At 51.9% G+C, this 22,800-nt stretch carries 24 protein-coding genes; all 24 read right to left on the reverse strand.

From position 1 onward, the window contains the following. Window positions 1-12: 12 nt before the first annotated feature. On the reverse strand, window positions 13-555 hold the full coding sequence (gene fapR, locus HMPREF3201_RS02765; protein ID WP_062411630.1) for a transcription factor FapR: 543 nt from the start codon (window positions 553-555) through the stop codon (window positions 13-15). A gap of 151 nt (window positions 556-706) precedes the next feature. Continuing rightward, window positions 707-937, reverse strand: coding sequence for a YdbC family protein (locus HMPREF3201_RS02770; RefSeq protein WP_014015045.1), 231 nt, complete (start codon window positions 935-937; stop codon window positions 707-709). A gap of 134 nt (window positions 938-1,071) precedes the next feature. After that, entirely contained in the window at window positions 1,072-1,908 is an 837-nt protein-coding gene (locus HMPREF3201_RS02775; RefSeq protein ID WP_062411631.1) for a YitT family protein, read from the reverse strand. Continuing rightward, window positions 1,905-2,324, reverse strand: a complete 420-nt coding sequence (locus HMPREF3201_RS02780) for a RuvC family protein (protein ID WP_062411632.1) — start codon at window positions 2,322-2,324, stop codon at window positions 1,905-1,907. Before HMPREF3201_RS02780 ends, HMPREF3201_RS02775 begins: the two co-directional genes overlap by 4 nt. Before the next feature lie 12 nt (window positions 2,325-2,336). Further along, window positions 2,337-3,596, reverse strand: a complete 1,260-nt coding sequence (locus tag HMPREF3201_RS02785) for a DUF3084 domain-containing protein (protein WP_062411633.1) — start codon at window positions 3,594-3,596, stop codon at window positions 2,337-2,339. A 210-nt stretch (window positions 3,597-3,806) separates the two neighbouring features. Next, the gene (lptG, locus tag HMPREF3201_RS02790; protein ID WP_062411634.1) at window positions 3,807-4,895 is read right to left on the reverse strand and encodes an LPS export ABC transporter permease LptG; all 1,089 of its coding nucleotides are present in this window, start codon (window positions 4,893-4,895) and stop codon (window positions 3,807-3,809) included. Between the two features lie 13 nt (window positions 4,896-4,908). Further along, window positions 4,909-5,628: an LPS export ABC transporter ATP-binding protein gene (gene lptB / locus HMPREF3201_RS02795; RefSeq protein WP_062411635.1), complete on the reverse strand. Its 720-nt coding sequence runs from the start codon at window positions 5,626-5,628 to the stop codon at window positions 4,909-4,911. A gap of 9 nt (window positions 5,629-5,637) precedes the next feature. Further along, the gene (locus tag HMPREF3201_RS02800) at window positions 5,638-6,378 is read right to left on the reverse strand and encodes an LptA/OstA family protein (protein ID WP_062411636.1); all 741 of its coding nucleotides are present in this window, start codon (window positions 6,376-6,378) and stop codon (window positions 5,638-5,640) included. 2 nt (window positions 6,379-6,380) lie between these two features. Beyond that, window positions 6,381-6,935 carry an LPS export ABC transporter periplasmic protein LptC gene (gene lptC, locus HMPREF3201_RS02805; protein WP_062411637.1) on the reverse strand — a complete coding sequence of 185 codons (555 nt, stop codon included), beginning with the start codon at window positions 6,933-6,935 and terminating at the stop codon, window positions 6,381-6,383. Further along, on the reverse strand, window positions 6,907-7,845 hold the full coding sequence (locus HMPREF3201_RS02810) for a lysophospholipid acyltransferase family protein (RefSeq protein WP_062411638.1): 939 nt from the start codon (window positions 7,843-7,845) through the stop codon (window positions 6,907-6,909). The genes lptC and HMPREF3201_RS02810 overlap by 29 nt, the downstream gene beginning before the upstream one ends. Window positions 7,846-7,863: 18 nt before the next feature. Further along, on the reverse strand, window positions 7,864-8,400 hold the full coding sequence (locus HMPREF3201_RS02815) for a KdsC family phosphatase (RefSeq protein WP_062411639.1): 537 nt from the start codon (window positions 8,398-8,400) through the stop codon (window positions 7,864-7,866). Continuing rightward, the gene (locus HMPREF3201_RS02820) at window positions 8,400-9,371 is read right to left on the reverse strand and encodes a KpsF/GutQ family sugar-phosphate isomerase (RefSeq protein ID WP_062411651.1); all 972 of its coding nucleotides are present in this window, start codon (window positions 9,369-9,371) and stop codon (window positions 8,400-8,402) included. The genes HMPREF3201_RS02815 and HMPREF3201_RS02820 overlap by 1 nt, the downstream gene beginning before the upstream one ends. 14 nt (window positions 9,372-9,385) lie before the next feature. Then, entirely contained in the window at window positions 9,386-10,231 is an 846-nt protein-coding gene (gene kdsA / locus HMPREF3201_RS02825; RefSeq protein WP_062411640.1) for a 3-deoxy-8-phosphooctulonate synthase, read from the reverse strand. 3 nt (window positions 10,232-10,234) lie between these two features. Continuing rightward, a complete protein-coding gene (gene kdsB, locus HMPREF3201_RS02830) occupies window positions 10,235-10,984 on the reverse strand; it encodes a 3-deoxy-manno-octulosonate cytidylyltransferase (RefSeq protein WP_062411641.1) in 750 nt (249 codons plus the stop codon). Continuing rightward, on the reverse strand, window positions 10,981-12,129 hold the full coding sequence (lpxK, locus tag HMPREF3201_RS02835) for a tetraacyldisaccharide 4'-kinase (RefSeq protein ID WP_062411642.1): 1,149 nt from the start codon (window positions 12,127-12,129) through the stop codon (window positions 10,981-10,983). The genes kdsB and lpxK overlap by 4 nt, the downstream gene beginning before the upstream one ends. 4 nt (window positions 12,130-12,133) lie before the next feature. Then, on the reverse strand, window positions 12,134-13,468 hold the full coding sequence (locus tag HMPREF3201_RS02840) for a 3-deoxy-D-manno-octulosonic acid transferase (RefSeq protein WP_062411643.1): 1,335 nt from the start codon (window positions 13,466-13,468) through the stop codon (window positions 12,134-12,136). A 5-nt stretch (window positions 13,469-13,473) separates the two neighbouring features. Next, window positions 13,474-15,234: a lipid A export permease/ATP-binding protein MsbA gene (gene msbA / locus HMPREF3201_RS02845; protein WP_062411644.1), complete on the reverse strand. Its 1,761-nt coding sequence runs from the start codon at window positions 15,232-15,234 to the stop codon at window positions 13,474-13,476. Beyond that, complete coding sequence (lpxB, locus tag HMPREF3201_RS02850) at window positions 15,218-16,372, reverse strand: lipid-A-disaccharide synthase (protein WP_062411645.1); 1,155 nt, start codon at window positions 16,370-16,372, stop codon at window positions 15,218-15,220. Before lpxB ends, msbA begins: the two co-directional genes overlap by 17 nt. An 11-nt stretch (window positions 16,373-16,383) precedes the next feature. After that, complete coding sequence (locus tag HMPREF3201_RS02855; protein ID WP_062411646.1) at window positions 16,384-17,199, reverse strand: LpxI family protein; 816 nt, start codon at window positions 17,197-17,199, stop codon at window positions 16,384-16,386. A 122-nt stretch (window positions 17,200-17,321) separates the two neighbouring features. Then, the gene (gene lpxA, locus HMPREF3201_RS02860; RefSeq protein ID WP_044504525.1) at window positions 17,322-18,134 is read right to left on the reverse strand and encodes an acyl-ACP--UDP-N-acetylglucosamine O-acyltransferase; all 813 of its coding nucleotides are present in this window, start codon (window positions 18,132-18,134) and stop codon (window positions 17,322-17,324) included. Window positions 18,135-18,322: 188 nt separating this feature from the next. After that, window positions 18,323-18,769 carry a 3-hydroxyacyl-ACP dehydratase FabZ gene (gene fabZ / locus HMPREF3201_RS02865; protein WP_062411647.1) on the reverse strand — a complete coding sequence of 149 codons (447 nt, stop codon included), beginning with the start codon at window positions 18,767-18,769 and terminating at the stop codon, window positions 18,323-18,325. A 17-nt stretch (window positions 18,770-18,786) separates the two neighbouring features. Then, entirely contained in the window at window positions 18,787-19,620 is an 834-nt protein-coding gene (lpxC, locus tag HMPREF3201_RS02870) for a UDP-3-O-acyl-N-acetylglucosamine deacetylase (protein WP_062411648.1), read from the reverse strand. A gap of 188 nt (window positions 19,621-19,808) precedes the next feature. After that, complete coding sequence (argH, locus tag HMPREF3201_RS02875) at window positions 19,809-21,242, reverse strand: argininosuccinate lyase (RefSeq protein ID WP_062411649.1); 1,434 nt, start codon at window positions 21,240-21,242, stop codon at window positions 19,809-19,811. 15 nt (window positions 21,243-21,257) lie between these two features. Beyond that, window positions 21,258-22,502 carry an argininosuccinate synthase gene (locus HMPREF3201_RS02880; protein ID WP_062411650.1) on the reverse strand — a complete coding sequence of 415 codons (1,245 nt, stop codon included), beginning with the start codon at window positions 22,500-22,502 and terminating at the stop codon, window positions 21,258-21,260. Between the last annotated feature and the right edge of the window lie 298 nt (window positions 22,503-22,800).

Here is a 22,800-nt window from a genome sequence, read left to right on the forward strand (position 1 = left end):
ACTACCGCTCCATTATTCCAAAGATTCTATAATAAATTTCGCCCGGAACACTTCTTTTCTCATCTTCCGAATCGTAACCCATACGTAGTATTTCTGGTCGCGCTGGCGGATGACGTCAGCTTTGGCAATCAGTTTATCGCCTACGGTGACGGGCTGTTTATATTTTACATTGGCCACTGCCGTGATACAGACAGGAAGGTTTAACACTGTCCGTGCCAAGGAGCTGGCCTGGGCATACAGGCATTGGGAGCGCACGATATGGGCTTCGTCGACCATATCATCCGTAGCCGTCATAATCGAAATGGCATTCTTTCCGATGATGCAGTCTACGAGTTCGCCGACGACGGTCGCATTTCGCAGTTTGGGCTGCGCCTCCTCCGCCTTTTGGCGGATGCGGATGCGCATTTCAGGGATCCCCAAGGCCATTCGGTCCAAGCGGATTGTAGCTACACTGACGGAAAGTTCTTCAGCTAATTCTTCGTCATTTATAAAAGGATTATCTTCAATTCGCTTCTGTAACAAAGCATGTCGCTTATCTCTTGCTATACGGACCATGTCATTCACCCTTGAAATTATTACCAAGTATTATTAGCACATACAACTAGAGATTATATAATGTTTTGACGATTTTGGCAAGGAAAATAAAAAAAGTATGCTTTCATCCCATTCATTCTCGTTGAATTGCCGAAAGCATACTCCTCACTCCTTAGTATTTATCGAAATCCATTTCGTTCAATACGTCACGCAGTTTTTCCAACTCTTCCTTGGTCATGGTAATTCCCTTGGTCATCGCCTGGTAATCCGGATCCCACGAGCGCAGATCGAACTTAGGAGCCCGATTATTCCAGCTGATATAAGTCAATTCTTTGCGCCAGCCGTCTTTATTTTCAGACAAGGTGCCGCAAATATCTTCGATGTTAAAATTTAACTGTGCCATTGTATACCTCCCGATAGCGTTCATTGTTTGCATCATGTCAGGTTACGTCCATAACCCAATTATTTTATATAATAGCAAATATGCAAATTATGTCAATACAGCAGATTCGCCAATAATGTCAAGCTTTTTTTCCCTTATCCGTGGCTCTTTCTCCGCTTGAAAAGCCCTCCGTGGGCCTCGCTGATATCGAAGACGGAGACGAAAGCGGCCGGGTCGATGGTCGTAATGGCGTCGCGGATCTTGGTAATTTCAAGACGCGATACGACGCAGTACAGGATCATCGTCTTTTCCCGACGATAGGCGCCTTCGCCGTTGATGAGGGTCACGGCACGGCCCATATCCTGAGTGAGGCACTGGGCAACGGCGTCGTGTTTTCCCGTTACGATGAGCATACCCTTCATTTCATCGAGACCGGTCGTAACGACGTCGATCATCTTATAGGCAATGAAGTAGGCGACCAGGGAATACATGGCACTGTCCCAGGAAAAGACGAAGCCCGAACTGCCTAAAATGAAGAGGTTAAAGAACATAATGATTTCGCCGACGGAAAAAGGCATCTGCCGATCGGCGATGATGGCCAACACTTCCGTACCGTCAAGGGATCCGCCCCAGCGAATGATGAGGCCGACGCCGAGACCGATGATGATGCCGCCGTAAATGGTCGACAGAAAAGGATCTGACGTGACCGGCGGATAGTGAAGGAAATCACTCCATACGGACAGACAGAGAATAGAAAATAAGGATGACACGGTGAAAAAAGCACCGATCTTTTTATACCCGAATATAAAAAAGGGAATGTTCAATACGATGATGAAAATACTGAAGCTGATTCCCGTGATTTCAGCAGCCATGAGGGCAATACCGACGACACCGCCGTCAATGACGTGGTTCGGAACGAGGAATACGTCGAGCCCGATGGTATAGATAAAGGCACCGAAGGCAAGCCCTAAGGCGCGTAAGAAATATTTCATAGATTACCTCCCTGTTTTTTCGTAATATAGCGGCGGCCGATAATCCAGGCGACAAAATCGTCGACCGGTTCCGGCGGATATTGAAGTGACAAGGGGATGAAGCGCCGCCACCCCTTGCGCGGTGTGCACTGAAAATAGAGATTACGGCCTTCAACGGTCGTAAATTTTTCATCGATGAGTGAAAAAGTGACGGCACGGCGGCCATCGGCAATCCACTGCTCGACTAAAGGCTGCAGATGCTTATGGTTCGTCCCGTCACCCATGACGATATGAGAAAAAGGGTACTTCCCATAGATCTCCTCTACGTAAGAAAGGAGGTCCGGCGTCGGCACGATGGCTTTCGTGACCAGGCTGCCGTCGTCATTTACAACGGCGGTCCCAGTCTTTTCTGAGCCCGGGTCAATGGCAAAAATCATGGTCTTCCTCCCCTACTTACCGGCTTCGACGCGGATGTCAATCTGCAGCGGACCAGCCGTATAAGTATCGGTTTCGGCGACGGCTTTAAGGACAACGCTGGTCCCGGTATGACTCTTGATGCGATTGATGGTATCGAACATTTCCGAGGCCGTCAAGGCGCCGACGTTACCCGTCAGGGGATCTGGCAACAGGCCCTTAGCCTGAGCCTGCTGGTTGACATTATGCAGGAAACGCATGACCTGAAGTTCCGTGTTGCCCGACAGTTCCTCGCCGGTTAGCTCTTCTTCAAAGACGACGTCGCCGCGATGATAAATCAATTGGTTATCATACATTTCAACATGGACCAGGGCCGGTTCGCCGAGGATGATGTTCCCGGCAGCAATGATGCGCAATAATTTTTGCGACTTGCCGGCTTTTTGTAGGGCATCGACGGTGGCATTGAATTCTTCCGGTGAAATATACAGCAAAATCGTATTTTCATCGGTAACGCCGAGATGACGGCCAATCATAGTATTGGTCTGACTCATGGCCCGGCTCAATTCTTCCCGCGTCTGTTCAATGGACAGACCGCCGCGAAGGACGTTGCTCGAGAGGACTTCGCCGACGCGGAAGACGACCGTACCTTCACGGATATTGGTCATCGTCGCGTTGAGCAGCTTAATGCGCTGGTCGAGGCCATCGATGGTTTCCATCATTTTATTCTTCGTTTCTTCCAGCATAGCTACGTCCTGACGGGCCTTTTCACTGTCGGCCAGGGCCGAGTCACGCTGCTTTTTCGCTTCGTCCATGGCGACTTGAATGACCGTCAGCTGACGAGCTTTATCGTCGCGAGCCAGTTGGGCCTGCTGGAGGTCCATCTGGGTAGCGCGGATTTCTTCATTTTTCCCGTCGAGCTGTTCCTGCTGCTGTTTAAGCAGTTCTTCATTGGACGCAATCAGTTCATTCTTATCATCGAGCTCCTTGCCGAGTTCAACGGCCTGCTGCATGAGCTGGCTGCGCTGGGCTTCAAGCTGGGCTTTCTGCATCTGAAGCTGATGCATGCCAAATAAAGCGATGCGGACGTTTTCGGAAAGGATGGACATGACGCCTAAGGTAATGGCGGCGATACTGATGCCGGTCAGGATGGTGACTAAGATCGACGTGTACTTCGGCCGAAGTCCGAATAATTTAATTTTCTGTTTGCCAACCCGAGAGCCGATTTTATCGCCAAGATAGGCAATGATGCCGCCCATGACGGCTAAAACGACCAGCATAATCCATCCGTATTCCATAAGCCACCACCTTTTCTTATCATTTAAGTTCATTATATTATAGACTATAAAGGAGCCTTCCTGCAAGCGTGAAGGGTCAGAAAGGCTCCAATTATCCCAAAACCGATGAGGTCCTATCTTTCTTCGGTCACAATCGACACCCTGATTTTAGAATGCTATTTTATATTGAATCTCAAAAAAAAGGAACTGCCGGTTAGACAGTTCCTTTGCTTATTTCGATTTTTTATAGACTAAGATGACGCCGGCGATGCCACAGATGATGTCGGGCAAAAAGGCGGCGATATAAGCCGGTATCTTACCGCCATTCCCCAAGGCATTGCCAAGAGTCATGATCGAGTAATAGATAAAGATGACGACGACACTGATGCCGAACCCAATGGAAGAGCTTCCACGCTGCTTCTGCATGCCTAGGGGCGCGCCGACGACAGCACAGACGAGGCTGGCCAGGGGCAGGGCGAAGCGATTGTACATTTCGACTTTCATCTTATTGGTATCGACGGAATTTTGGTCGAGGAGTTTGATTTGCTCGCGCAGTTCACGAATGGTCAATTCTTCCGGTTTTTTCTGAGAAGACGCGATTTTATCGGGCTTCTGCGTCACCGGCAGTGCCTGGTTCTGGAACTTCATAGACCGCGTCGTCCGTTCATCCGTCGATACGTCAAAGATCGTGCCTTCATGCATGATCCATTTCTGGCCGTTCCAATCGGCGCGGTCGGCCTGTTCGACGCGCATAAGCTGGTCGTTTTCAAATTCCTGGACGGTAATATCCTTCAATTCCCGCGAGGTAGCGTCGTACTGACGGGCATACATCAGGCTGGAAATATCGGAGCCATCCGTATTTTTGATGATGATATGGTCCTGGGTCGTCGGCGCGACGTTGTGCTTTATTTCTTCATTGATGATCCGGTTATAGGCATTATTGGCCCGCGGTACGACGTATTCATTGAAGGCCGTCGCTCCGAGAGAAATAAATAAGGCCGCGACGAAGACTGGCATGGCCAGACGGATAAAATTTTGACCGCCGGCCCGCATGACGATCAGTTCACTGGAGCTTGACAGGCGGCCAAAGGCCATGAGCGATCCCAGAAGGACCGACATGGGAAAGGTAATGACGACGATAGAGGGTATGGCTAAGACAAAGACGCGAAAAGCCGCCCAAGGAGAGGCCCCGTACTGATTGATGAGGTTGGCGATACGGTACAGCGTTCCCGTGCCGATGAAAACGGCCGTAAAGGCGCAGACGCCAAACAGAAAGGGGCCGATAAATTCTTTTAAGATATACTTGTCTAATATTCGCATTCCATACTCCCTGTTACATCCTGAATTCTTCGCCTAAGTAGAATTTCTTGGCGACCGGGTCATTGGCGATGAAGTCCGGACTGCCTTCGAGGAGGATTTTCCCATCACTCAAAATGTAGGCTTTATCGACGATGCTGAGCGTTTCCCGGACATTGTGGTCGGTAATGAGGACGCCCATGCCGCGCCGTTTTAAATGGCTGATAATGCCTTGGATGTCGTTGACAGCCAAGGGGTCGATGCCGGCAAAGGGTTCATCGAGGAGAATGAAAGCCGGGTCGGTCACCAGACAGCGGGCAATTTCGACGCGGCGCCGTTCCCCGCCGGACAACTGGATGCCCAATCGGTCCCGCAGCTGGGTGATGGAAAACTCTTCCATCAAGGCTTCGGCCTTCTCGTGCTGCTGCTTTTTGCTGAGCTTCGTCGTTTCCAGCAGGGCCAAGAGATTGTCCTCTACGGTCAGCTTGCGGAAGATAGACGCTTCCTGAGGCAGATAGCCGATGCCGTGGGCCGCCCGCTGGTGAATGGGAAGCTTGGTAATATCATTGCCATCGATGGTGATTTCACCGGCCGACGGCCGTTCAATGCCGACGATCATGTAGAAGGTCGTCGTCTTCCCCGCCCCATTGGGGCCGAGGAGGCCGACGATTTCACCCTGGTCGACGCGGATACTGACGCCGTCAACGGCATTTCTTTCTTTATACGATTTTACGAGATCTTTAGTCTGAATGAACATGGATACCCCTTACTCGTTGCCCGGCACGATGACGATGGTTGAGCGGCTGCGAGTCTGAACAGAATTATCGGCAAGCTGAATATCGACACTATCCCCGTTTAAGGAATTGCCGTTCTGTGTCGCATTGACGTTCCCACGGAGGTGGACGACGCCGTCATTTTGTCCCGGCGTCTGGGTGTAGACAGCCTGGTTGGCATAGGCGACGAGATTGTCTGACGGCGATTCGACGTGGACGTTGCCCGTACCGACGGCCTTGATCTGCTTAAACCAGGCATCGATATGGTCGGCCCACATCTGCGAGCCCTGGGCTTCAAGATAGCCGTTGCCGGTGACGATGCTGTAATCTTTATCGAGGTAGTATTCTACCTTATCGCCGCGAACTTTTTTATCTTCATAGACACCGTGGACGTTGCCCGTGGCTACGATATAATTGCGGTTCGTCGAATGCATTTTATCCGAATTGAGCTGCATATTCGGCTGCTGGACGGCAACGTTGCCTTCCATGTCAGCTTCAGACGTCTTTAAGTTGTAAACGCCTTTATTCCCGGTCATCGTCGCCTGATCGCGGACGATGACGACGTTGCCCGTAGCCGTGGCGACCTGGGTTTTACCGTTGTATTCGAGTTTGTCGGCCGTGACCGATACGGCAGAATTGCCGTTGTTATCGGCGGCGATGACCCCGGCAGACGGAAGGATCAGGGACCCGATGAGGGCAGCAACTGCCAATTTTCTTGCCAATAATTCCATCATAATTATTCTCCCCTTGTCACTTGCGCATGGCCGGTCAGCAAGACCTTGGTCAGGCTGCTGTCGGTTTCAAAAGCATCGGCTTTCAGCGTCGTATTGTCATGGCGTTCCATGACAACCTTGCCGCCCTTAATCATACGCGTATCCATATTATAATACACACTGCCGTCAGTCTGCAACGTATCGCCCTTATCGGTCTCAGCCTTAACCGGCTGCTTGATTTCGATGGTCCGCTTTTCACGGTCGACGATGCCCTTATCGGAGGTAATGGTCATCTGCGTCCCGTCTTCAGCGACGACCAGGGCTTTGGGATTGGTGAAGTACATGATCTGTGTATCCGGATCGATTTGAATCTTATCGGCCGTCAGTCTCCAAACGAGTTTGCCTTCCTGTTTTTCTTCGAGTTCCGAACCTTCGAATTCGACCAGCTTATCCGGACTTACCATCGTGTCTTCCGACGTATTGGGATTCATGAAGACGTAAAGCATGACAGCAAAGCCGACGACGGCGATGACGGCAATCAAGGAAAGTTTATTCTTTTTCAGCTTCTCGACGATCATCGATATGCGCCTCCGGTTTCTGTTGTAATGCAATGATTTCTTCCGGTTCTGTACTCCAGCGGTGCTGGAACCACAACCATTCGGTCGGATGTTCTTTGATGAAATTTTCCGTAATGACCGCCATCTTCCGGGTCATGCGGGCAATATCGGCTTCTTTATCGCCCGTGTCTTCATAATGCATGATTTCCCCGATCGCCAGATGGGTGCGGTGGTTTTCATCATGGATGGTAAAGACCGGAATGATGGGTGAATGAAATTTTTGAGCGAACATGGCCGGTCCCTTCGGCGTCGAGCTCATCTTGCCCAAAAAGGGCTGGGGCACACCGTAAAAGCCGCCGTCCTGGTCGGCCAAAAAGCCGAGGAGCTTCTTGCGCTTCAAGGCACGGGCTGCGATGATCATTTCATTGCCGCCGCGGGCAAAGACTTCAAGGCCCATGCCTTCCCGATTTTCATTGAGCAGTCGGGTAACGGCACTATTGGCCTGGTTTTTGACAATCGTCGACGCCGGATAGCCATACATGGCCAGGGCACCGAGCCATTCCCAGTTACCCATATGCGCCGTAAGGACGATGACCCCTTTGTCCTCTTTCATCGCTTCATCGAGTCGTTCCGGGTGGTCGAGCGTAACGTATTGGCGAATATTGTCAGGATTCAGCCGCGGTGTATAAAGAATTTCCATCAGCGATTGACCCAGATTGCGAAAGACTTCGGTCATGATGGCTTCCGCTTCCGGCCGGCTGCATTCCAGTCCGCGCTGAATTTGGAAAATACCGCGTTCGCGCTGCTTTTTCATAAGTTTCCCTACGAAAGGACCGAGTGTACGGCCCAAAGAAATGATGAGCGGATACGGAAGACAACAGAGAAATTTCCCAAATCCGCGAGCAACGTGGTACTGCCATTCCTTCCCCACAGTACAGACTCTCCTTTCTTATTGGCGCAACGTAAATGCCGAATCCCCCAGATATTGGCGCAGGACGTCATCCCAAACGTGTTGACTTTTTAAAATATATTCGGCAAACTCCCGAAGGGCTCCATGGCCGCCGGGATAGGCAGAAACAAAAGCGGCCGAGTTTCGTGCTTCTTCACAGGCATCGAGGGGGGCGGCACCAAAACCGGCATTGGCAATGAGTTCAACGTCATTCAGGTCATCTCCCATGTAAGCCACTTCATCGAGGGAAAGACCGATTTCACTGCATAATTGCTGCATCGAACGAAGTTTATGTGAGCAATCCTGCAGGACGTAATCGATATGCAAATCTTTGGCCCGCTGTTCGACCATCGGCGAGCGGCGGCCCGTAACCAGGGCTGTCTTGAGGCCCGCTGCCCGGACCAGGGAAATCCCCATGCCGTCACGGGCTGAAAAGCCTTTCATGGCGTCGCCCGACGGGCTGTAGTAGATAATCCCGTCGGTTAAGACGCCGTCGACATCGAGGGCCAGCATTTTAACGTGTGTCAAAAAGCCCATCAGACCACTCCCTGCCGCAGTAAATCCGTAATGTGGACCATGCCGACGACCTTCTGTGCTTCATCGACGACGGGCAGGACCGTAATCGGCCGCGGCTGATTCTTTTCCATGATGTGCAAGGCTTCTGTCGCCAGTTTATGGTTGACGATGACCCGCGGGTTTTTGGTCATCATGGCATCTACCGGCCACTGCAGGAAATTAGAGCCCGTTTCAAGACCGCGGCGGACGTCGCCGTCGGTAACGAGGCCGATCAGTTTTCCGCCTTCATCGATGACGGAAACGGCACCGAGACCTTTTTCGGTCATGAGGAACAAGGCGTCCTGAACGCTGCTGTCTTCGGTGACGACCGGATTATCCTCGCCTTTATGCATGACATCGTCGACGGTGAGCAGCAGTTTTTTGCCAAGGGCACCGCCGGGATGGAAGATACCGAATTGTTCTTTCGTAAAGTGGTGTTGCGTAAGGAGAACGACAGCCAAAGCATCGCCGAGGGCCAGTGAAACGGTCGTACTCGTCGTCGGAGCGAGCCCTAAGGGGCAGGCTTCTTTTTCGACGGAGGCATCGAGGATGATGTCGGCGTGTTTGGCCAGTGTCGAATTGTGGTTGCCGACGACGGCGATGAGTTTAGCCCCAATGCGCTTGAGCGACGGCAGGGTATTGAGGATTTCAACGGTTTCACCGCTGTTTGAAAAAGCCAGGACGATATCGTCGGCCGTGACCATGCCCAAATCGCCGTGAATCCCTTCGGCAGGATGGAGGAAAATCGACGGCGTCCCCGTACTCGACAAGGTAGCCGCTACTTTGCGGGCAATGTGACCGGATTTCCCCATGCCGGTCACGATGACCCGACCGCCGGACTGAAGGATGAGGTTTACGGCATTGACAAAGTTCTGATCCAACGTCGGAATTAATTTTTCAATCCCCTGTGCTTCCTGATGGAGCACGTCTCTTGCTTCTTCTAAAATATCCATCATATCGACTCCCCTCACATTTCCGTGCTTACGCTGTTTTTGGCAATGTCCCGAATGGCGACCATATCGCGAAGGACGCCTTCGACCTGCGATAAATACAGCATATTCGGTCCGTCGCTGAGCGCTTCGGCCGGGTTGTCATGGACTTCCATGAAAACGCCGTCAATACCGGAACCGGCAGCGGCGCGGGCAAGGTTTCCGATGAACTGGCGCTGGCCCGACGATTTGGTGCCGGCACCACCCGGCAGCTGGACGCTGTGAGTCGCATCAAAGACGACGGGATAACCGAGGCTGCGCATAATCGGGAAGGAGCGCATGTCGACGACCAGGTTATGATAGCCCAGGCTGACGCCTCGTTCGGTGAGCATGATGTTTTCATTGCCCGTATGGACAATTTTATCGACGACATTCTTCATATCGTCCGGGGCCATGAACTGGCCTTTTTTCACGTTGACGCATTTTCCCGTCGCAGCAGCCGCTTCGACGAGATCGGTCTGCCGGCACAAGAAAGCCGGAATCTGCATGACATCGAGGACTTCTGCAGCCGCTTCCACCTGGCTGACTTCATGAATGTCACTGATGACCGGCACTTGGAGTTCCTTTTTGATGTCGCTTAAAATACGCAGGCCTTCTTTGAGGCCCGGGCCGCGGTACGACGTGTACGACGAGCGGTTCGCTTTATCAAAAGAGGCTTTAAAGATATAGGGCAGCCCCAAGCGTTCACAAATCTCTTTCATTTTCCGGCCGATATTAAGCGTCCGTTCCGGATCTTCGATAACACACGGACCGGCCATGACAAACAGATTGCCATTGCCGCCGACGAGCATATTGCCAACATGAATTTGTTTCACTGTTTCCATAGTCTATTCCCCTTTATGAGCAGATTCAGCAAAATAACGGCGGATGCGTGCGAGGTCATCCGGAGTATCGATGCCGATGAATTGATGATGCGTTTTTATCACTTTTATCTTATAACCATTTTCAAGAACTCGCAACTGTTCGAGGGACTCAACTTTTTCTGCCGGCGTCGGTTCCATGGCAGCATAGGCCAGAAGAAAGTCCCGCCGGTAGGCGTAAATGCCGATGTGTTTATACGGCACGATACCGCCCTCTTCAAAGGTATGACGAGGATACGGAATGAGGGACCGTGAAAAATACATGGCTTCATCGCGCTGATTGAGGACGACCTTTACGGCACTCGGTTCCTGATATTCTTCTTCGGCCAGCGGTGCTGCAACGGTAGCCATGGAGAGGCTGGGATCGTCTTCAAAAGCATGGCACAAGTCGTCGATGACATCCGGCGCAATGAGCGGTTCATCGCCCTGGACGTTGATGATGACATCGGCATCGGGAAAATGAGCCACAGCCTCGGCTAAACGGTCGGTCCCATTGGTATGGTCTTCCCGGGTCATGACAGCCCGGCCGCCAAAAGAAACGACCGTATCATAGACCTTGGGATTGTCGACGGCGACGACGACAGCCGTCAGTTTCGAGGCCTTGGACGCCTGTTCATACACGCGTTGTACCATCGGTTTGCCGGCAATATCACATAAGGGCTTCCCGGGCAGGCGCGTCGACGCGTAGCGCGAGGGAATGATGCATACAAAATTCATAGTTTATCCTCCAATACAGATTGCAAGACGGCATCTATTTGTTCTTGCCCTTCTACGATTTCAAGGGTAATGGCCAAGACGTACAAGGGAAGGTTGTATTCTTTTACAAGGTCGGCCGGCAGTTTTACGGCGTCTTTTTCCGTCGTCACCAGGATGCACTGCTTTTCGGCAGCCAGGTCGGCCATGCGCCGGATATCCGAAGGCCCGTAATGGTGATGGTCTTCATAGCGAAGGACACCGGCTACGGTAAACCCGGCCCCCCGCAGGGTTTCTTCAAAAGAAGCCGGATTGCCAAGCGCCGATACGGCCAGCACGGGGCGCTCCATAAGGCCCGCTGGTATGGCATCTTCCGGATGAAGGCCTTGGTCCCAGTTCAAAAAGGGAAGGACCGCCGAGGGTTTATGGACCGATAAGGCGACCGGCGCCGATGCATTGTATCGACGAAGATCCTCCCGAATCTGGGAAACAGCTTCCTGGGTTATTTGGTCCACCTTGGTAATGATGAAGATATCGGCCCGGGAAAGATGTTCCAATGGCTCACGCAGGATGCCTCGCGGCAGGACGTGACCATTTCCGAAGGGATTGGTGCCATCGACGAGGACGACGTCGACATCGCGATAAAGCTGCCAGTGCTGGAAGCCGTCATCGAGGATGAGAACTTGGGCGTCGAATTTTTCGACGGCCATGCGGCCGCTGACGGCCCGGTCTCGACCGACGAGGACGGGAATGCCCATGAGGCTTCTGGCCATGAGGCTCGCTTCGTCGCCCCCTTCTTCAGCCGTAAGGAGTACCATGCGGCCGTCGGACATGACCGAAGCGCCGCTCTTTTCCCGTTTCGAGTGATAGCCTCGATTGAGGAGTGCCACGCGCCAGCCTCTGGCGGAAAGTTCTTTGGCCAGCATACAGGCCATGGGCGTCTTCCCCGTCCCGCCGACGGTAATATTGCCTAAACTGATGACGACGGCCGGGAGCCGTTCCTGCCGCTCTTGGTGATCGGCAAAGGAACGGTACTTCATGATGACGGCCTTTCGATAAATCCAAGAGGCACCGCTCAACAGGAGCAGGGCCGGCCAGTCCCACCAGTGATGTTCTTTATTTCCTGTCAAATAGTGAAAGTAAGCGGTTCCTGCCGTTCTCAAGGACATAGGCTCACCTCCCGGCCTGAATCGATTCCAACATTTCCTGCAGTTTATCTAAATTCTTGCGCGTCGCCCCCTGGTTTTCCTGGACGACGGCAATACAATTTCGCTTCATCGCTTCAGCCCGATCGGGGTTGACCAGGATATCGAGGCAGGTTTCGATGAATTCGTCTTCGTTATTCACCATAACGCAGGCGCCGTGGCGACTGAGGAGTTCGAAAATTTCGACAAAGTTAAACATATTCGGGCCGACGACGATCGGTTTCCCGTGAGCTGCCGGTTCGAGGATGTTATGGCCGCCGATATGAGCCAGGCTGCCGCCGACGAAAATCAAGTCACCGAGGCTGTAGACCCGTCCCAATTCACCGATGGTATCGAGGATGACGCCATCATAGGCGGAACGAATAGCCTTCCCTGCCATCATGTCACTGCGCTTGACCATGGTCACGCCATGCTTGATGCCTTCATCGACGATGAGGTCGGCCTGGTAAATATAGCGCGGCGCAATAATCAACTTGGCCTCGGGAAAATGGTCGCGAATCTTGACGAAGGCCTTGTATACCGGACTGTTCTCGCCCCGATGGGTACTGCCGGCAATCATGATGGGACTGCCTTCATCAAAGCCCAGTTCATGAAGAAAACGCTTCTTTTCTTCTTCCGTTACGATGCCGTAGGTCTGATCGTACTTGGTGTTGCCCGTGACGATGACCTTATTGGGATCGGCGCCGATATCGATGATGTACTGGGCATCGATATAGCTCTGCATGCAGAACATGCGAATCGTCGACAAGACGCGGCGCGTAAAGAAGGTAATCAGGCGGTAGCGAACGGCACTGCGCTGACTGATGCGGCCGTTCATCATCATGACCGGAATGTGTTTATCAGCGGCAATGCGCAAAAAGTTCGGCCAGATTTCCGTTTCGACCAAGACGATAGCCTGGGGATTGACGATGGTCAGGATGCGGTTGGTAAAATACGGCAGATCCAAAGGAAAGTAGAGGATACCGTCGGCCCCTTTAATGATCTGATGGGCCATGCGGAATCCCGTCGCCGTAACGACCGACACGATGATGACTTCATCGGGGTGATTTTTTCGCATTTCACGCACAATGGGGCTGGCCGCGACGATTTCACCGACCGAGGCGGCGTGGACCCAAATAGCATGACGGTTCGATATTTTTTCTTTTAGTTCTTCCGGCAAAAAACCGATGCTCTGTTTGATGCGCTGATAGAACCCTTCTTCATGGATCAAGCGGTAGATCAACATGGGAATGAGGGTCGCCCAATAGATGAGAAGGAGGATGTTATACAGCCAGTACATCGGATGCGATTTTAGATTTTTCATCACGCTCAACCTTCTGAAGCTTCTTTCTTATCGTTAAATTGAACAGCATAGAGGTGTGCATAGAGGCCTTCTTTGGCCAATAATTCGGCATGGGTCCCCGTTTCGACAATATGACCGTGATCGATGACGACGATGTTGTCGGCGTTGCGGACGGTGCTCAGGCGATGGGCGATGACGACGGCCGTCCGGCCTTCCATGAGTCGGTCCAGGGCAGCCTGAACGATCTTTTCACTTTCCGTATCGAGGGCCGACGTCGCTTCATCGAGGATGAGGATGCGGGGATTTTTAAGAATAGCTCTGGCGATGGCAATGCGCTGCCGCTGACCGCCGGACAAGGAGTTGCCCCGGTCGCCGACGAGGGCCTCGTAACCGCCGGGCAGTCTCATGATAAATTCATGGGCATTGGCAGCCTTAGCCGCAGCGACGACTTCATCATCCGTCGCGTCGAGGCGGCCGTAGAGGATGTTTTCGCGAACGCTGGCGTTAAAGAGCATCGTTTCCTGGGGCACGAGGCCGATCTGCTGACGAAGGGAGGAAAAGGTGACATCCCGTACGTCGATGCCGTCAATCAAGAGCCGCCCTGCCGTAACGTCATAAAAGCGAGGCATCAGGTTGGCCACCGTCGACTTGCCGGCACCACTGGGGCCGACGAGGGCGACGACTTCCCCGGGACGGACTTCGAGGTTGAAATCGGTCAAAGCCGGGTGTTCTTTATCGTAGGCAAAGGAAACGTTATCGAAGGTCACTTCCCCTTTTACCTGGGGCAGGACCATGGCACCTTCTTTTTCCTTGACATCGGGAACGGTATCGATCGTTTCAAAGACGCGATCGGCAGCGGCCAGGGATTTTTGGATATCGCCGTAAATTTCACTGATGCGGCGAACGGGGTTGGCCAGGTTAATGGCGTAGATCAGGAAGGCGATCAAGGCGCCGGCCGTCATTTCCCCATTGATGACGCTCATGCCGCCGTACCAGATGATGCCGGTAACGGCGATGGCCGCAAAGAACTGAATGAACGGCGTCAATAAAGACGTCAGCCGCGTCGTATTCATCAGGGCCCAGAAATTGCGGTCATTCTGAAGGATGAAGCGACGGATTTCAAAATCTTCGCGGTTAAAGGAGCGAATGATGCGGATACCGGAAATGGCTTCTTCAAGAAGGGACGTGATATCGGCCATCTTGCCCTGGACGTCGTGACCGGCCCGGCGCAGGCGGGAGCCGAAGAAATTAATCGTAAAGACGACTAAAGGCACGATGACCAGGGTCAGAAGGGTCAGTTTCCAGTAAAGGAAAATCATCGATACCAGGGAGCCGACGAGGATGACCGCTTCCTGGACGAAAGAAATGAGGTTGCCGGCAATGGCCGTCTGGAGCGCCGTGACGTCATTGGTCAGGTTACTCATGATGTTGCCCGTCTTGTGCTTATCGTAATAAGACAAGGACAGGGTCTGTAAATGGCGATACAGTTTTTCGCGGATATCGTTGACAATTTTCTGACCGACGAAACTCATGAGATAGCGTTCGCCAAAGTAGAAGAACCCGCGCAGCAAAAACAGGATCAGGATGCCGACGACGATGAGGTTCAGGGTATAAATATCTTTATTGGCCAATACCTTATCGATGACGTCCTTGATCAGCCAGGGGACGACGACGTTGCTCGCCCCGGACAGGGCCATACAGATGACGGCGAAAACGAGCCGTGTCTTATAGGGTTTTATGAAAGTTAATAATCGTTTATAACCTTGCCAACTATTGTACTGCTTCATGAATACCTCTTTCTCTTGCAAAAGTTAAGACAGCTTTGGCTGTACGCATGACAGCCCCCGATTCTCCCATCGTACGGCGCACGGCGGAAAGGCCCTCACAGAGCTCCGTGCGGCGCGGCCCGTCGTCCAGCATGGGAAGGACGGCATCGGTGATATTATCGGGCGTCACGTCATCCTGCCACAATTCGGGAATAACCCTGCGTCCCATGATGATGTTGGGCAGGCCGATACTTTCAATATGTACTAAAACTTTGGAAAGCCAATAGGTCAGGCGATTGACGCGGTAGACGAGGAGCGTCGGAAGGCCCATGAGGGTCGTTTCAAGGGTCGCCGTCCCCGAGGCGGCAATGGCTGCTGTACTGATGTTCATCATGTCGTAGACATTGCCTTCCCCGACGGTAACCGGGACGCCGGAAGCTTCGATGATATCATCGAGCATCGCTCTATCGATCGTCGTCGCTCGCGGGACGAGAAACTGCATATCTCCGTGGTCGCGGCTGAGTTTTTCTGCCGCTTCCAGCATGCACGGCAACAGGCTCTTTACTTCCTGGACACGGCTCCCGGGCATGAGCAGGACCGTCTTTTTTTCTTCATCCAGGCCAAACTTTTGAAAAGCGTCATGACGGCTCAGGCTCGGATGGACGCTGTCCAAGAGCGGGTGCCCTGTATAGAGGACATTCGTACCGAGGTCTTCATAGAGCTTGGCTTCAAAGGGAAAGAGGGAGATGGCCAAATCGGTATATTTTGCAATCGTCTTTCCGCGGCTCTTATGCCAGGCCCAAATGGTCGGCAGGATGTAATAGATGACAGGAATGCCGGCGGCTTTCGCAGCCTTAATGAGGCGCATATTAAAGCCCGGATAGTCGATGCAAAGGAGGACGTCGGGCTGTTCTTTTTTCATCGTATCGACCAGAAAATCGCGAAGGCGAAAGAAAAAAGGAATCTTGCGGATAATCTCGCCGATGCCGATGACCCCCAGATTGGCGATATCATAGACGATATCGACGCCGGCGTCTTTCATCCGTTCACCGCCCATGCCGAGCAGTTCGATATCCGGCGCAAGTTGTTTCAAAGCTCGTGCCAAATTGGCGCCGTGGAGGTCGCCTGACGCTTCACCGGCAGAAAACATAATCTTCATAGGATCTCCCGTCAAAAGTTTTTATCAACAGCACAGATAACGATGCCGTGGCTGTCAGCCAGGCGCAGGACTTCGTCTTGTTCGACAAAGAGGGTCCGTCCGGCTTCCATGGCAAGGACGTTGCAGTTACTTTCAATCATGGACATAATCGTCTGCCTGCCGACGGCCGGCACATCAAAACGCGGGTCTTGATTGGGTTTGGCCACTTTGACGACGACCGATTTTTCACGGCCGAGAGCTCCGCCGCGGCGAATGCAGGCGTCGGTGCCTTCGATGGCTTCGACAGCCATGACGGCTTTATGCTTGACGACGACGGTCTGTCCGATGTCCATGCCGCCCATGGCCTTAGCCGTGACGAAGCCGAAGCGGATATCGTCTTCTTCCCCTTCCGTCGGCTTGCGGCGCGACAAGACGCCGATTTCCGGCATGAGGTCTTTCAGGTATAAGGTCTGGTCGACGACTTCAAGGCCGTCTTTGGCGAGTTCATCGACGATGGCCAGCATGATCGTATCGTCCTTGCGGTTATGCAGTTTTGCCAGCAGTTTAATGGCCCGCCAATCGGGGAATTTCAGTCCCTTAAAGAGAATTTCCTTGGTGACTTTCCCGATCATGGTAACTTTCGAGACGTCATTCTTTTTGAGGGTCTTAATGACTTTATCCAGTTTTGCGACGTTGATATCGTAGTATACATCGGCTTCTGCTGCCAGTTCCGGTTCGACATCCCCGACGACGGCGATGACGACGACTTCGTATCCCAGGTGCTTTGCAGCCCGCATAAACTCGACAGGAAGTTTACCGATACCGGCCAAGAGTCCAACTTTTTCCATAGCAATCATCCTTATTCATAAAGAGAAATATTTATCTCTATATTATACAAAAAAACAGGTCCCTTGTCAGTAAAAAAAGGGCTATCGCAGGTGCGACACCCCTTTTACTCACTGGCTGCTGCCTAATCCTTTGTTCCTCGGCAAATACCGCGATCGGCATTGCGAAGGAAGCGGAGAAAATGTTCTACTTCTTCAGAACTATCCAGTTCCTGTTCCATTTCAAAAATAGCCTGGCGCAAATTGAGTCCCGAACGGTACAAGATGCGGAATGCTTTTTTCAATTCCCGACGGACATCTTCCGGTACACCGGCCCGCGAAAGGCCGACGCTGTTCAGGCCGATGCAGCGTGCAGGCTGACCATCGGCGATGACAAAGGGAGGAATATCCTGTACGACCTTGGCCAGGCCGCCGATCATGCTGTTGCGGCCAATCTTGACAAACTGATGGACGCCGGCAATGCCGCCGATGACGACCCGGTCTTCGACGGTAACGTGACCGGCAAGACCGGCACAGTTACTCATGATGACATGGTTGCCGACGACACAGTTATGGGCTACATGGGTACAGGCCTGGAATAGGCAATCATTGCCGATTCGCGTTTCTTCCCCTTCACCCGTTGCCGTACTGACCGTGACGAATTCCCGGAAAACCGAGCGGTCGCCGATGATAAGAAAGCTCTTTTCACCGTGATATTTTAAATCCTGCGGCTCCGAGCCGATGGAACAGCTCGGGAAAAACCGGCAGTCCTTACCAATCGTCGTCCAGCCGTCAATCGTAACGTGGGCCATGATTTCTGTTCCGTCACCAATGGTGACGTGAGGCCCGATAACGGCGTACGGTCCGATTTTAACACCGGCCCCGATTTTAGCCTGCGGGTCTATAACAGCCGTCGGATGTATCATGCTCTGGCGCATGTTATTCGTTTCCTCGGTCATTAAAGTCACTCCTCGCTTCCCTGCCCCAAGGGGACAGTCGCTTAATTTCATAAATATCTACGTATACAGTCGCAGGAGAGACGATTTCTTTCGCCCGGCAAAATCAAGCCATTTCCTGCAATATTCCCCTTTATGCTAATAAATGCGCCCATTTAGCTCACTATTCAACATAAAGTCAATTTTATCGATTACTTTTTCGGGTTCTGTCCCGGCATGAGGGCAAAGAGGTATTCGCCTTCAGCACAGAGGGTATCACCGACGTGGCACTGGGCTTTGACCTTACCCATGCGGCCCTTTACCTTTTCGATGTCAGCCCGCATGACCAATTGATCACCGGGGATGACGGGATGGCGGAAGCGGATCTTATCGATGCCCGTAAAGAAGGGGATGAGACCGCGGTTTTCTTCAGGGTACAAGAGGGCGATGCCGCCAACCTGGGCCATGGCTTCGGCAATGAGGACGCCCGGCATAACCGGTTTGCCCGGAAAGTGGCCTTGAAAAAATTGCTCATTAAAGGTCGCATTCTTGATGCCGATGGCATATTTCATCGGTTCCAATTCAATGATCCGGTCAATAAGCAGCATGGGATAGCGATGCGGCAAAATTTCCATAATATCAGTTACTTCCAAAGTCATGAGAATTCCTCCTTAGCTCACTGTAGTTCTTCAAAAATCTGGTGGGTCAGCTGGTTATTCAAGGTGTGGCTCGATTTAACGGCAATGACATGCCCTTGTATCGGTCGGTTCAAGAGGGACAAGTCACCGATGATGTCGAGGACCTTATGGCGGACCAATTCATCATCCGAACGCGGCACGGACAAGCACGACGTCTTATCATAAACGACGACGTTTTCAATCGTACCGCCCTTACCAAGGCCCAGTTTCTTCAGCATTTCCAATTCTTCCGTAAAGGCGATGGTCCTGGCAAAAGAAACCTCATTGATGTACGAGGACTTGGTGATCATCGAGTCAAAAAACTGCACGCCCAGCATGGGGTGTGGATTGATCGAGGTAAAGGTGATGCGGAAGCCGTCATGCGGTACGAGGGCGATGAACTTATCTCCGTCCTGGATGAGATGCTGTTTTTGTATGACCAGCGGCCGGCGCGGCACATCGAGTTCATGGACGCCCGCTTCTTCAATGAGCTTGACAAAAGTCAGACTGCTGCCGTCGGCAACGGGCGGTTCGACGGAATCCATTTCGACAAAGCAGTTGTCGATTTCCATTCCATAAAGGGCTGACAGCAGGTGTTCTACGGTAAAGACCTTGGCGCTCCCCTTTTCAAGGGTTGTCGCCCGCATCGTATTGGTTACATTCGTCAGATGGGCTTGTACAGACGGTTTTTCCGGCAAATCGGTCCGAATAAAAACAATACCTGTATCAGCCGGAGCCGGGCGCAGTACCATATGAACTTCATTGGCAGCGTGCAGGCCGATCCCGTTGAATGAAACGTCATGAGCCAGTGTCGTTTGTGCTGTCGGTGACATAGGCAGGCCCCTCCTTTCTGGTTACGAATAAGATAAATAAATTTTTCGTAATTTTTTTTATAATTTTTTTCATGCTTTTTTATTATACCTTATCAAGCGGCCCTATGACAAGTAATTGTTCACCTAGCGGCCTTATCCAAACAAAAAGGAGCTGCCTTTAAAGACAACTCCTTTTTGCTTCAATCGCGTTACTTCAGTAGTTCATAGACAGAGGAGACGACATCGTCCCAGGTTCCGATTTGGGTCTGTTCGCCGGCAATCGTATCGCGGCCGGCTTTGCATTGACGCGCAACGGACGTTGGCGACGTGCCGTTATATGTGTTACGCTGTTTGACGCACGTTTCGATATCCAAGTAATGATGGATATCTTCGGCGAAGAGCGGGCTCATGGCCTGGAGCTCTGACAGCGATAACTGCTGTAATACCTTTCCCTGTTCGATGCAGTAATGGACGGCTTTTCCGACGACGGCATGGGCTTCGCGGAAAGGAAGTCCCTTTTTGGCCAAGTAGTCGGCCATGTCAGTGGCGTTGGAGAAGTCGCTTTCCAGCACTTCCCGCATGTGATCGCCGTTGACGGTCATTTTATCGATCATGGCGGCGTAGATGGTCAGAGCAAACTTCAAATTGTCGATGGCATCGAAGACGCCTTCCTTATCTTCCTGCATGTCCTTGTCATAGGCCATGGGAATGCCCTTCATCATCGTCAAAACGCCCATGAGGTGGCCGTAAAAACGGCCCGTCTTGCCGCGGACGAGTTCGCAGATATCAGGATTCTTCTTCTGCGGCATGATGGACGAACCCGTGCAGTGGGAATCGTCGAGTTCGATGAACTTAAATTCCGAGCTCGACCAGAGGATGAATTCTTCCGACAGGCGGCTGAGGTGCATCATCAGGACCGCTGCAAATTCCAGGAAGGCAATGATATAGTCCCGGTCGCTGACGGCATCGAGGCTGTTGTCATAGAGTTCCCCAAACTGGAGCGTTTCGGCGACAAAAGGCTGGTCGAGAGGATAGGTCGTACCGGCCAGAGCGCCGGCGCCAAGGGGCATCATATCGGCCATCTCCCAGGCATATTTCAAGTGAATGAAGTCGCGGGACAGCATGGAGAAATAGGCCATGAGATGGTGGCTGAAGAGAATCGGCTGCGCCCGCTGCAGATGGGTATAGCCGGGCATGATGACGTCGCTGTACTTTTCAGCAGCCTTGACCAGCGACTCTTGGAGTTTGACCAAGAGGTCGGCAATGGCGGCGATTTCCCGACGAATATAGAGGTGCGTATCGAGGGCCACCTGGTCGTTGCGGCTCCGGCCCGTATGAAGGCGTTTCCCCGCTTCGCCAATGGCATCGGTAAGCCGCTTTTCAATATTCATGTGGATATCTTCGAGCTCGACGGAAAAGTCAAACTTCCCGTCTTCAATCTGCTGGAAAATAGCCTTCAAGCCTTTTACGATAGCGTCCTTGTCTTCTTCCGAAATGATGCCTTCTTTGGCCAGCATCGTCGCGTGGGCAATGCTGCCGCAAATATCTTCGGCGTACATCCGGCAGTCAAACTGGATGGATGCATTGAAGGCTTCTACACTTTTATCTGTGGCCTTAGTGAACCGGCCGCCCCATAACTTCATATCCTTCGCTCCTTATTATTTACCCTGTTTTTCAGCGTGCTGCTTCATCAGGGCCCGCATCTTGAGGGGCAATCCAAAGAGGTTGATGAACCCTTCCGCATCGGTCTGGTCATAGACATCGTCTTCGCCAAAGGTGACGAATTCTTCATTGTATAAGGAATAAGGCGACGTCGAACCGGCACTGATGATATTGCCCTTGTAGAGTTTTAAAATAACCTGACCGGTAACGGTCTGCTGCGTTTCATCGACGAAAGCCGAAAGGGCTTCGCGAAGCGGCGAGAACCATTTGCCGTCATAGACGAGTTCGGCAAACTTGTTGGCTGCCGTTTCTTTATAATGGAAGGTATCGCGGTCGAGGGTGAGGTATTCCAATTCCCGATGAGCATACATCAGGATGGCACCGCCCGGGTTTTCATAAATACCGCGGCTCTTCATGCCGACCAAACGATTTTCAACGATGTCGACGATGCCGACGCCGTTGCGGGCACCGATTTCATTGAGGACCGTAATCAAGGTAACGGCGTCATATTTGGAACCATTGACGGCGACGGGAATCCCTTTTTCAAAGTCGATGGTGACGTATTCCGGAGCGTCCGGAGCCTGTTCCGGCGTCTTGGTGACCATGTAGACCATGTCTTTCGGAGCATTGGCCGGATCTTCGAGGTCATCGCCTTCATGGCTCAAATGCCAGATATTCCAGTCCATGCTGTAGGGATAGGGATTTTCTTCCGATTTATAGTCGATGGGGACGTTGTGTGCTTCAGCATAAGCCAGTTCATCTTCACGAGATTTGAGGTCCCACATCCGCCACGGAGCGATCAGCGTCATTTCCGGAGCCAAGGCTTTAACCGTCAATTCAAAACGGACCTGGTCATTGCCCTTGCCGGTAGCGCCGTGAGCAATGGCTTCAGCCCCTTCTTTTTTAGCGACTTCTACGAGTTTTTTAGAAATGAGGGGACGGGCAAAGGACGTGCCGAGGAGGTATTTCCCTTCATAAACGGCACCGGCTTTTACCGTCGGCCAAACGTATTCTTCCATAAATTCCTTCTTGATATCCATGACGTACACTTTAGAAGCACCGGAAGCATAGGCTTTCTTTTCAATGGCTTCAAAGTCGTCAGGCTGGCCAACATCGGCACAGGCTGCAATGACTTCGGCACCGGGGTAGTTTTCCTTTAACCAGGGAATAATGACCGATGTATCGAGTCCGCCGGAATAAGCAAGGACAATTTTTTTAATCTCTTTTTTCGTATTGCTCATGATAATTTCCTCCTCTATCGAATGAACGATTGCGATGGATGATAAGTTTTATTCTGTCTACGCTTGATAGTATACATCAGGCAGAAAAATTATGCAAGTATTTTGCATAAAAATTTCACATGTTTTTTTGACACCTTCTCAAAGTTCCATCGGCCCCTAAAGTATAGTATAATAGGGATGTTTAATAGGAGGAATCTGGTCAACGACTCCCTCTTATAGAATCGGGAGCTTGTAAGTCAGAAAAAACATAGGTGCAGCGATGTTGAGGACAACATCTCCCTAATTCTGCCTACATCAT

Source organism: Megasphaera sp. MJR8396C, assembly GCF_001546855.1.
Taxonomy (GTDB): Bacteria; Bacillota; Negativicutes; order Veillonellales; family Megasphaeraceae; genus Megasphaera.